The organism is Desulforhopalus singaporensis, from assembly GCF_900104445.1.
Lineage (GTDB): Bacteria > Desulfobacterota > Desulfobulbia > Desulfobulbales > Desulfocapsaceae > Desulforhopalus_A > Desulforhopalus_A singaporensis.
This window is the reverse complement of sequence record NZ_FNJI01000020.1, coordinates 22,700-34,107: the sequence shown is the minus strand read 5'-3', so window position 1 is coordinate 34,107 and position 11,408 is coordinate 22,700. Positions and strand designations below refer to the sequence as shown.

The following is an 11,408-nucleotide window of genomic DNA, read 5'->3' as shown; positions in this document are numbered from 1 at the left end:
ATATTTATGCTCTAGCGTGAATAAAAAATCGACAATGATATTCAACAGTAACAGCAAAAACAATCACGATATTGATTGAATATTTGTTTGTTAAAAGACCACAGCCACAGAGGGGGATATCATGGCGAGAAATATATTTCCGACTCCTGAAATAGCTGGAGAAAAGCGAATTCTCAACGCTCGCAAGGATATGCCCGACATCCGGGATCGTATCTACGAACCGGCGCTGCTGCAACTGCAGCAGAAAATCGATAACCGGTACGACTGTGCCATACTGAATCAAGGCACTGAGGGAGCTTGTACCGGTTTCGGGCTGGCAGCAGTCATAAATTTATTGAATTGTCAAAAGAGAAACCTGACATTCAGGGCAAGCCCCCGAATGCTCTATGAAATGGCCAAGAAACATGACCAATGGCCGGGAGAGGATTATGTCGGTTCAAGTTGCCGGGGGGCGATCCGCGGCTGGAAAAACATGGGTGTCTGCAGCGAATTACAATGGCCCTTTGTCCCCGGCGATCCAGGGGAGTTGACTATCGATCGGGCCAAGGCCGCACGTGTCTGCACAATAGGGGCCTATTATCGTCTACGGCCGGAAATAAACGATTACCATTCGGCGCTTAATGAGGTCGGCGCCATCTACGTTTCCGCTGATGTGCACGCAGGCTGGTTCGCCCCAGGAACTGGAAGTGAAGAATTTCTCCCGATTATAAAACCATCCTTAACCGTTGAAGGCGGACATGCATTTGCCATAGTTGGCTACAACAGCTGCGGATTTATAGTCCAGAACTCGTGGGGACCTGGGTGGGGCGCGGCGGGTTTTGCCTTATGGCTGTATGAAGACTGGCTTGAAAATATCAATGACGGATGGGTATTTCGGCTTGCCATTTCAATTCCTTCGATTTTTGGGCTCACCTCCCGTTCCCTGGCCACAAAAGATGCTGAATCGCTAAAAGCTGCCCCGAAACGGCTGGAAATCGCAGGTCACTTTGCGCACTTTGATGACGGCGCCTTCAAAGAACGAGGAGATTACTGGACTACTGCCGAAGATATCAGGCGCACGGCTAAACACATCAAGCAGTCGACTGTCACCGACCACCCGACATACAATCATCTGCTGATTTATGCCCACGGTGGCCTCAACTCCCCAACCGACTCTGCCAAACGCATTGCCGCGCTCAAGGATGGATTCAAGCGCAACGGAATATATCCGTTTCATATCATGTACGACACCGGCCTTGCCGAGGAAATCAAAGACACGGTGCTGCGATTGTTCAGGAACAGACGAACTGAAGGTTTTTTTGGAGATATGGTGGAGCGGATCATTGAAAAAAGCGACCAGATGATTGAGGATATTGTCCGCAAACCGCTCACACCGGTCTGGGAGGAGATGAAAAGTGATGCCAGAAGGCCGTTTGCCAAGCTGAGAACCACCAGAGTCGGTGACGGTCTGCTTGTCATAAAGACATTTGTCGAAGCGCTTCGCGGCACCCATCTCAAAATCCATCTGGCCGGTCACAGCACCGGTTCTATACTTTTAGGCCACCTGCTGGTTGCGCTTGACGACCTCAACATACCCGACCTGATAGCAAGCTGCAGCCTGATGGCTCCGGCCTGCACCATGGCTTTTTACAAAACCCACTATGCAAAAAGGCTGAAGCCCGAACTTACCGGCAAGCCACAGACCCAAATACCCGTCCTGGATATTTACAACCTCAGCAACAAACTGGAACTGGACGACAACGTGGCCTTTGCTTACAGAAAGTCGCTGCTCTACCTGGTGTCCCGCGCCCTGGAACGCAAAATCGACAAACCGCTGCTCGGGATGCAGGTTTATTCCAAAAATCTGGCTGCCCCAGGGCTCACCATCAATTATTCCGACGGCGACCACGGCTTCACCACCAGCACCTCACATGGTGGGTTCGACAACGATGCCAACACCATGAACTCGATCCTTAGGCGAATTCTGGACGGTGAACCGGAGAAACCTTTCAAGGAATACGAAATGAAGGGATATTGACCAACAGGCAGCACACTGCCACAACGACAAAACAGCGGATTGCAACATTATTCAGAGTCTTGAAAAAGTTGATTCCTTGTCTGGGCCGCTGAAAAATTCAGCAACACACAAGGCCCGATTGCCGCCATTGCGCAGCGATGCGCTGCCACTGCCTTCTACGCCTATGAATTTTATAGTTGTGACTCTTGCAGGTCTGGTATATTAAAGATGTTTTTTGGCATCGAGTTGCGGAGACCGCTCCACCCGCCCCGTACATACCTGCTGCCGGGAAGATTCTCCTGCAGACCTCAAACTTCTGACAATATTTCCTGCCGATAAATACAAAGAGCAGTTGCCGTCTGGACAAAAGATGAGAAGCGATACTCCAAGAAACAGGGTTAGAGGGATAGTTCTGACGGTTGTTGCCGCATCATGTTTCGGCCTTATACCGTTTTTTGCAAAACTAGCATATTCAGGAGGCTTCAATCCCTTTTCTTTCAGCCTCTTTCGGGCACTAGGCACTGCCGTAACCCTGCTGGTGATACTGAAGGTGAAAAAGATATCACTCAAGGTGGAAAAGTCTCATATCCCTGAACTTTTCAAAGCGAGTTTTTTCGGTTATTTCCTGATGATGGTGTCACTGTTCGCGTCTTACAGGTATATAGACACCGGGTTGGCGACAACACTGCATTTCATCTATCCGGCCGCCACCATCGTCGGGGCCGTCCTGTTTTACAAAGACCGGGCCACTCTGCTGCAGATTGCTGCAGTAACTCTTGTCCTGCCGGGAATATACCTGATTGCAGGGACAAACTGTTCCGGTCAGGCAGCGCTGTACGGGATTATTCTGGCGCTGGTTTCCGGGCTTTTTTACGCCTATTACATCCTCGTTGTTGCTCATGGAACAATCAACAACATCAACTCCTTGCTGATAATTTTCTACATCTGTCTGTTTAACTCTATTACCTTGCTTATCACGACGGTTATCACCGGAAACCTGTCACTGGATGTCTCTTTTGCGGGGTTGGTGTCATCCACCATGATGGTATTGGTCTCCAGCGTGTTCGGAATGGTAGCGTTCCAGGAGGGACTAAAGGCAATCAGCGCCGCTGCAGCAGCCGTTCTCAGCACTTTTGAGGTGATAACCAGTCTGGCGATAGGGGTTATAGTGCTCGGCGAGTCCCTGGGCAATCTTCAACTGATTGGATGTCTGCTTGTTGTTGTTTCGGTAATCTTCGTTGCCCTGCCCGAAAAAGAGAGCCATACGCAACTTGATGCGATAAAGGACAATTAACGCTGTGTTATTGAACTGTTTTGGCCTGTCCTTGTATTTCAGAGGACACCTGCTTCAGCGATGAGATCCAGGCAACGTGCCTCACGTGGTGGCTCAAACCGGTCTCAAATGATGGACCAGAGCATCAAGATACTTTTTCCTTCAGCAATCTCCAACCCTTGAGTAAACTCCTGAAACAATCAGGGGGATCACCTAGAAATGATTGATCCTGTAGCGGCCCTTTTTTATACTGAAAATTTGTAACGAACGTAACCTAACAAACTAAGATGAGGTCAGAAATGGAAAAAATGCTCAAGGATAAAGGTGGCCATAATCACCGGATCCGGAAGAGGAATCGGCCGATGAAACCGTACAGGACATAAAAAAAGCCGGAGGCGAAGCCATTGCATATATCGGAGATGCAACTTCGGATGATTTTGCCCAAGAAATAGTGGCAGTGGCGGCTAACACCTGGGGTACCATAGACATTATCGTCAATAATGCCGGTTTCACCTGGGATTCCATGCTCCACAAAATGACGGGATGAACAATGGGACACCATTTTGGACCTGCACCTGAAGACCCCTTTCCGCCTCATCCGGGCGGCAAAACCATTTTTCTGCGATGTTGCCCAGAAAGAGATAGAAGCAGGTAAACCCGTACCAGCGCGAAAAATAATCAATATTTCTTCGATCGCCGGAATTGGGGGCAATGTCGGACAGGCAAACTATTCTGCGGCCAAATCCGGCATTATCGGCCTGACCAAAACCGTCGGAAAGGAAGGGCGAGGTATAATGTCCAGGCCAATGCCGTTGCCTTCGACATGATCGACACCCGGATGACCCAGGCGAAGGAAATCGGCGAAGCCGTTGAACATGAGGGCGAAAAAATCGCTGTGGGGGTTCCGGAGAAACAGCGAAAAATGATTGAGATGATGATTCCCATGGGAAGGGCCGGAAGTGCTGAAGAAGCGGCCTCCTCCATTCTCTTTTTCGCTTCTCCGCTTTCAAACTATGTATCCGGACAATGCCTGGTCGTAAGCGGTGGCCTTATGGTCTAAAAGGATATAGAACCGATGGAGGGCAAGACCAGAAATTATGTTCAATAACACGATCACAACCTGAATTACCAGTCTCTGGGGAGGAGGCAGTGTTTTGCTACATTGGTACAGCCCCCAAAACTTCAATCGTCCGGGTGAAGAGGTGTTGAAACACCGATATAAACTTCCCGATGTAAATGTCTATGCTCCGTGACTGGTCGTCTAAACGATCAGTCTGGATGAAACAGCAACGGTAACATCAATCATTCAAGCGGCTTTGGTCAGAGCGGTGGTTTTTCATAATCACCTTGCAAAGGGAGGGGTTTATTTTACCAATACCACACCACGTAATCCTGTGGTATATTTGCACCAGGCGCGGATGCAATTTCCTATTAAATCAAATAAATATAAAACTTATGATTGAATATGAACTTACCCCGGAACAGGCGCGCGTTCTTGGTTGTCTTATGGAAAAAGAAATGGCAACGCCGGAATATTATCCCCTCACCCTGAACGCCCTGGTAAATGCGTGTAATCAAAAATCCAACCGGAACCCGGTTGTTTCGTTCGACGAAAGCACGGTGCTCGCTGCGATTGATGGCTTGAAAAAATATCAGCTGGCCTGGCAGAGCAATGTCGCTCGGGTGCCTAAATTTGAGCAACACTTTGACAAAAGCCTGAACCTGGTGCAGCGTGAAATGTCGATTATCTGCCTGTTGCTGCTTCGGGGGCCACAGACTGTGGGAGAACTGAGGGGCCGGTCTGAGAGGATGTATAGTTTTGCCAGTCTGGAGGAAGTAAATGATACCCTGCTGGAACTCCAGGAGAGAGACCTGGTAAAACAGATTGCTCGACGACCGGGCCAGAAAGAGGCTCGGTTTAACCATCTGCTGTCTGGAGAGCTGGAAGACCAGGATGAGCCTTCAGGCTATGAACCCGTTGGTACGGCAAGCCCGAAAACAACAATCATTGATGAGCGGATAAAATCCCTTGAAGAAGAAACCAGGCTATTGCGGGAAGAGCTCACGGAACTCAAGCAAATGTTCGTCGATTTCAAGGACCAGTTCGAATGATCCTTTTAGCAGCGAAGTATCTTGGAAAAGCAATTGTTCCATCTTGCCTGGAGCAGATACCGGGGGAGGTGGGAGGCGGTGCCCGCCCTTTATCACAGATAACTGTATAAAAAAAGTAGAGAGGCTCGAATGGAAATTGCGAACCTCTCTACGATTACGCGGCCTACAACATTTCGCTCAGTCTGCGCAGATGGTCTCGTTCCTCATCTATGCACTGCGTGACGAAAGTCTTTTCAGACTCGGGTACAAACTCACGCATTTCCATGAAAAAAAGGATCGATTCCTTCTCAAACTGAATTGCTATGTGCAAGGCATCTTTCCGCGACAAGACACCCTTGTTGATCTCATCGAGATCCTTCATCCGAAAGAGCGGATGAGAATCAATGAGGGCATTAAGATAGGAGAGGTATTCGCTCTCGTTTGACCAGGCAGGCAGTTCCACCTTACTCAGACGCTGGGCAAGCTCCTCAAAAAGCTGCTTATGTTTCACCTCTTCACGGGCCAGATGTTCATAGACCTTGCGGATCTTTGAATCTTCCGCCTGGTCAACCAGGCTGAGATAAAATTTTTCTCCCCGTTTTTCAATCTCAATTGCTGCGGTTACGACATCATTGGCTTTAAATAATTCCGCCATATCTCTCTCCCTTTTCGCTAAAGTTCGTTGGGCAGCTGCTTTAACTGTTCATAAGTATATGCTGGTCCGTCTTTACAAACGTAGCTCGTACCGATATTACAGCGACCGCAGATGCCAACGCCGCATTTCATGCGTTTTTCCAGGGTTGTCACGATCTGGCTATCTTCAAATCCCAACTTGGTCAGGGCCTGTATGGTGAACTTGATCATGATGGGTGGACCACATGTCACCGCAATACAATTTTTAGGTGAAGGATTCATCTCCAGGAGCACATTGGGGATAAGGCCGACCTTGTGCTGCCAATCAGGATATTCGGCATCAATGGTCAAGGTGGTCTTCATATCATCCCGGCTAAGCCACTCTTCCAGCTCATAGCTGTAAGCCATGTCATTTGGCGTCCTGGCACCGTAAAGAAGAGAAATATCCCCGTAATCCGAACGATTATCCAGCATGTATAACAACAGCGTCCGCAACGGCGCCATGCCGATGCCGCCACCGATGAAGATAATATCCTTGCCTTTCATCTCTTCATAGGGAAAACACTTGCCCAGGGGAGCCCGTACGCCAATCTGGTCTCCTTCATTGAGAGCATGGAGTCTTTCTGTCACCTCACCTGTCTTCATGACGCTGAATTGCAGGTAATCCATGCGTGTTGGCGGTGAATTGATAACGAAGGTGGATTCCCCTACCCCGAACACGGATAATTGACCGACCTGTCCGGGCTCAAAGGAAAAGTTTTTCATTTTTTCTTCATCGTTCAACACTACGCGAAACGTTTTAATATTGTGTGTCTCCTGAATTATTTCTTGAATGGTTGCAAGTTCAGGGAGATAGGGATTAAATGTTGACATCTTCATACTCCTGTGCCGATTTTACGATTTGACGGATATCAACAGCCGCAGGACAACTCTTTATGCAGCGTCCGCAACCGCAACAGGCGATATGCTCTTCGTGCAAAGAGGGATAGTAACTGAATTTATGTCCTACTCTATTTTTCAGCCGTTTTGCCTTGCTGCTACGGGGGTTGTGGGTACTCGCCTCAAGGGTGAACAGATAATCCATGCAATTGTCCCAAGTCCTGACGCGTTTGCCTGTATTGCCGGCGGTTTCATCTGTTATATTGAAGCAATAGCAGGTTGGACAGAGATAGGTACAGGTCCCGCAGCTTATGCATTTGGCTGACATCTCTTCCCAAAAACTCTCATTGTCAAAGAGCTTTAAGAGCTTTTCACGGGCATTTGAAAAGTCCTGCGCCTGCCCCAGCTTTGTTTCAGCCCTCTCAACGACAGCCTGAGCTTCCTCTGCTTTTTGCGTTCCGGCATCAAAGAATGCAGACTCCATCAACTTTGCTCCGGCCTCGGTTACAGCCTCAGCCATAAAACCGTCGGTTACCGGGATAAGGAGAATATCTGAACCTGTGCTATCAGCCGGGCCGCCACCTACGCTGGTGCAAAAACATGTTGTCTCCGGAGCCGAACAGGCAATGGAGATAAACAGCGTATTGTCCCTGCGGGCAATAAAGTAGGGATCCTTTACAGCCTCTGTATCGTACACGCGGCTGAATATGGTTTTTCCTTTTGCTCCACACGGCCTTGAACCGAAAACAACCGTACTGTCCTGTGGAAGATGTTCCGTCAGTTCTATTTCCGGCCTTTCCTTACCACCGTCCTCTTCCTGGGGAGCCGAAACCTTTTGGGTAAAGCTCATCAAGGTTTCCACACGCGGGAAGGTCGCCTCCTTGGGCGAAGTTGTCGGCATACGTGTAAGCTCGAGCCCCCCGCCTTTACGAAAGGGGCGAAAAACAACACTGTCACCTTCGCAAAGGGGAACGAGTACACGGTGCTCTCGGAGAAGAGTCTCAAGAAAAGAGCCTATGGATTGACTCGCTAGAAATTTTTGTTGACTCATCACCACTCCCTCTCTGATATATTGTCTTCTTCCACCTTAAATGTCAGCAGCGGAGGTCTGTTTTGTGCATCGATCCCGGCCTCATAATCAAAGACCTCGCGGACCCCTCTGTTCATCTGTCTTCTGAGTAACATCAACGGAATATCCATGGGGCAGGCCCGTTCGCATTCACCGCACTCGACACAGCGGCCGGTCAGGTGCATGACATGAATCATCTGGAACATCCAGTTCTCAGCTACATTGTTCTCCTGGCTGAGCCAGTGCGGATTCCTTGTCATTGCCACGCAATGATCCCTGCACACACACATGGGGCAAGCGTTACGGCAGGCATGACAGCGGATACAGCGGCTCATCTCATGCTTCCAGAAGGCAAATCGCTGATCAAAGCTCTTGCCTTCAAAATCGCTTAAGCTTTGATGTTCAGCCCCGACATTCTCCACACGATCCACCGGTTCCCCAATGAAATGGTCAAACACCAAGGCGTTAGGATAGATGCAGTTCTCGCATTTATCCTGTTTAACCTCGGAAAAAGCGATATTGTGCTGCTGATCGCCAATCACCACATTGAGCTTTTCACCTTCGACCTTAACGTCGTCAACCGCGCCAAGACTGCCGATTTTCCTGCCAAGCTTGGTGAGATTAATAACGCCGTCACAGGTGAGGCCCAAAATGACGACATTGTCTTTATTGATCAATTTCTCCTGCAGCAACTCAATAACCGCACGGCTGTCACATCCCTTGACAATCACGCCAACTTTTTTGTCCTTTAAACCAGGGAGATAGGTCGCGAGATTGTGCACACAAAGCGGCCCTATAATGAGACGATCAACATCTTCAGGGGTTTTGATAAAAAGGGGCGTGGCGTGCAGACCGTCATAGCCTTGCTCCCATCCAATCACCAGATCAAGATCCGGGAGGATCTCGTGTATTTTATCTTTCAATTCTTCAAGGCCTTTCACCTTGTCCTCCTTCTACAATAAACGTATATCTGACCGCAAATTATATATGACAGCCGCAACCGCGCCCGGCTTCGACCTGGCGCTGGAACTCAACCATCTCTGCATCCGTGAGTGGCTCAGACAGTAACGGTGCTGGACCCAATTTATGGATACGATCGGTAAAGGTCTGCACGACGTGTTGCCAGCGCGGTCCTTCAGATGCCGATACCCATGTGTATTCAAATCTCTCGGGGTCAATTCCCGTTACCGGCAAAAACCGCTTCAACAGTTCGAGACGACGCCTTGCATAATAATTTCCTTCCGCATAGTGGCAATCCCGTGGATGACAACCAGACACCAGGACCCCGGCCGCGCCTCCTTGAAACGCCTTGAGAATGAATAGCGGATCGATCCTTCCTGAACAGGGGACCCGGATAATGCGCAGATCCGTGGCTTGATGAAAACGGGCAACACCTGCGGTATCCGCCCCTCCGTAGGAGCACCAATTGCACAGAAATCCTACAATCCTTAATTCTTTACCATCATAGACGGGCATAGTGCTTTTACCTCCGCAAGTATTTGATTATCCGTAAAATGTTGCAACTGGATAGCTGATTGTGGGCAGGTTACCGTACACACACCGCATCCCTGACAGATGGTTTCAATAACTCTTGCCTTGGGGTTATTAAAACGATCCTGCTCCTCTTTCACCGCTCCAAAGGGGCATGTCTCCACACATTTATAACAGCCTATACATCTGGAGGCATTGACCAGCGCGATCTGTGGGTCGGATTCCAACTGATCCTTGGAAAAAAGTGAAAGCACCTTGGCAGCCGCAGCGCTACCCTGGCCGACTGAAGAGGGAATATCTTTGGGTCCCTGACAGGCGCCCGCGAGGAAGACCCCGGCCGTGTTTGTCTCAACAGGCTTGAGCTTGGGGTGACTCTCCATGTAAAATCCATAGGAATCATAAGAAATACGCAGCTTCTCAGCCAATTGAGGAGCACCGGCAGCAGACTCGGCACCAACAGCCAGTACCACCAGATCGGCCTCAACCTCCACCTGGGCTCCGGCCAGGGTATCGGCACCGCGGACAATCATCTTATCGCCCTGGGGATAGATAAGCGACACCCGGCCCCGGATATACTGCGTATCGTATTGTTCAATGGACCGGCGGACAAACTCGTCGTAATCCTTGCCCGGGGAGCGGATATCCATATAGAAGACAAAGGATCGCGAATCAGGAATATGGTCCTTGGTCAAGATGGCCTGCTTTGCCGTATACATACAGCAAAAACCGGAACAATACGGTCTGTTTACAGATTTGTCCCTTGAACCGACACATTGAATAAAAACAACGTTTTTCGGCTCTTTGCCATCAGATGGCCTCTTGATATGGCCGCTGGTTGGCCCCGAAGCGCTCATTAAACGTTCGTACTGGATTGAGGTAATAACATCGGGGTACTTGCCGGCGCCATATTCAGGATATTTTGCATGATCAAAGAGATCGTAACCCGTGGCAGCCACGATGGCTCCGACATTTTCCGTAACCTCGGTGTCAGTCATCTCAAAGGAAATGGCCCCTGTCGGACATACCTTGGCGCAGACCCCGCATTTGCCTTTAGTGAACATGCGGCAGTACTCCGCATCAATTTTGGCCTTTTTGGGGATCGCCTGGGGAAAAGGAATATTAATGGCTGTGGTTGTACCTACACCGTTATTGAAATGGTCATAGGATTTCTTGCTGGGACATTTTTCCATGCACAAACCGCACCCCGTACATTTCTCCCAGTCCACATAGGTGGTCTTTTGCTTTATCCGGATCTCGAAATTACCGATGTATCCGTTTACCTCCTCTACTTCCGCATGGGCATAGAGGGTGATATTGGGATGCTGGGCAACATCAACCATTTTGGGTCCAAGAATACAGCAGGAGCAATCAACGGTCGGGAAGGTCTTATCCAATTTTGCCATCTTCCCGCCGATACTGGTGGTCTTTTCCACCAACACGACCTCCAGACCACCTTCGGCACAATCAAGGGCTGCCTGTATCCCGGCCACACCGCCACCGATAATGAGCACCCGCTTGTTTATATCGAATTTTTTTGCCATCAGCGGCGCGTTATGACGAAGTTTCTCCGCCGCCATCATAACAAGATCGATAGCCTTGTTGGTATTGAGCTCTTTGTCTTTGCCAATCCAGGAGACATGCTCTCTGATATTGGCCATTTCAAACATATATTTGTTTAATCCTGCACGCTCTACAGCCCGTCGAAAGGTTGGCTCGTGCATCCTCGGGGTACATGAAGCCACAACAACCCCGGTCAGGTTTTTCTCATGTATGGCATCAATGATCCCCTGCTGGCCCGGCTCGGAGCATGCGTACATGGTGTCTTCGGCATGCACCACATCAGGAAAAGCCTTTGCGGCGTCGGCCACTTTTGCACAATCGACGGTCCCCGCAATATTGCTGCCGCAATGGCAGATAAATACACCTATTCTCATAAGGATAGCTCCCTTAAGTAATAAAATTCTGAAATAGCACCA

12 protein-coding genes are annotated in these 11,408 nt (G+C 49.4%); 6 read left to right on the top strand and 6 right to left on the bottom strand.

Annotation, left to right across the window (positions count from 1 at the left end):
• Window positions 1-121 precede the first annotated feature (121 nt).
• The 6 genes from BLQ17_RS13825 (at window position 122) to BLQ17_RS13810 (ending at window position 5,381) form a co-directional block, all read left to right on the top strand.
• Complete coding sequence (locus BLQ17_RS13825) at window positions 122-2,017, top strand: C1 family peptidase (protein WP_092223834.1); 1,896 nt, start codon at window positions 122-124, stop codon at window positions 2,015-2,017.
• Window positions 2,018-2,366: 349 nt separating this feature from the next.
• On the top strand, window positions 2,367-3,290 hold the full coding sequence (locus BLQ17_RS13820; protein ID WP_092223832.1) for a DMT family transporter: 924 nt from the start codon (window positions 2,367-2,369) through the stop codon (window positions 3,288-3,290).
• A gap of 358 nt (window positions 3,291-3,648) precedes the next feature.
• Entirely contained in the window at window positions 3,649-3,816 is a 168-nt protein-coding gene (locus BLQ17_RS23535; protein WP_218121802.1) for an SDR family NAD(P)-dependent oxidoreductase, read from the top strand.
• A gap of 16 nt (window positions 3,817-3,832) precedes the next feature.
• Entirely contained in the window at window positions 3,833-4,096 is a 264-nt protein-coding gene (locus BLQ17_RS23430) for an SDR family NAD(P)-dependent oxidoreductase (protein WP_218121797.1), read from the top strand.
• 11 nt (window positions 4,097-4,107) lie between these two features.
• Entirely contained in the window at window positions 4,108-4,329 is a 222-nt protein-coding gene (locus tag BLQ17_RS23425) for an SDR family oxidoreductase (protein ID WP_281180539.1), read from the top strand.
• Between the two features lie 398 nt (window positions 4,330-4,727).
• The gene (locus tag BLQ17_RS13810; protein ID WP_407919125.1) at window positions 4,728-5,381 is read left to right on the top strand and encodes a YceH family protein; all 654 of its coding nucleotides are present in this window, start codon (window positions 4,728-4,730) and stop codon (window positions 5,379-5,381) included.
• 163 nt (window positions 5,382-5,544) lie between these two features.
• Here BLQ17_RS13810 and BLQ17_RS13805 read toward each other — a convergent pair whose 3' ends face one another.
• The 6 genes from BLQ17_RS13805 to BLQ17_RS13780 are packed head-to-tail and all read right to left on the bottom strand — an operon-like array spanning window position 5,545 to window position 11,366.
• Window positions 5,545-6,015 (bottom strand): ferritin-like domain-containing protein, encoded by a 471-nt coding sequence (locus BLQ17_RS13805; protein WP_092223828.1) that lies wholly within the window; start codon window positions 6,013-6,015, stop codon window positions 5,545-5,547.
• Window positions 6,016-6,032: 17 nt separating this feature from the next.
• Window positions 6,033-6,866 (bottom strand): FAD/NAD(P)-binding protein, encoded by an 834-nt coding sequence (locus BLQ17_RS13800; RefSeq protein ID WP_092223826.1) that lies wholly within the window; start codon window positions 6,864-6,866, stop codon window positions 6,033-6,035.
• Complete coding sequence (locus BLQ17_RS13795; RefSeq protein WP_092223824.1) at window positions 6,853-7,923, bottom strand: 4Fe-4S dicluster domain-containing protein; 1,071 nt, start codon at window positions 7,921-7,923, stop codon at window positions 6,853-6,855. The genes BLQ17_RS13800 and BLQ17_RS13795 overlap by 14 nt, the downstream gene beginning before the upstream one ends.
• Entirely contained in the window at window positions 7,923-8,882 is a 960-nt protein-coding gene (locus BLQ17_RS13790; protein ID WP_092223822.1) for a 4Fe-4S dicluster domain-containing protein, read from the bottom strand. The genes BLQ17_RS13795 and BLQ17_RS13790 overlap by 1 nt, the downstream gene beginning before the upstream one ends.
• A gap of 40 nt (window positions 8,883-8,922) precedes the next feature.
• Window positions 8,923-9,417, bottom strand: coding sequence for a hydrogenase iron-sulfur subunit (locus BLQ17_RS13785; protein ID WP_092223820.1), 495 nt, complete (start codon window positions 9,415-9,417; stop codon window positions 8,923-8,925).
• Window positions 9,390-11,366 carry a CoB--CoM heterodisulfide reductase iron-sulfur subunit A family protein gene (locus tag BLQ17_RS13780; protein ID WP_092223818.1) on the bottom strand — a complete coding sequence of 659 codons (1,977 nt, stop codon included), beginning with the start codon at window positions 11,364-11,366 and terminating at the stop codon, window positions 9,390-9,392. The genes BLQ17_RS13785 and BLQ17_RS13780 overlap by 28 nt, the downstream gene beginning before the upstream one ends.
• Between the last annotated feature and the right edge of the window lie 42 nt (window positions 11,367-11,408).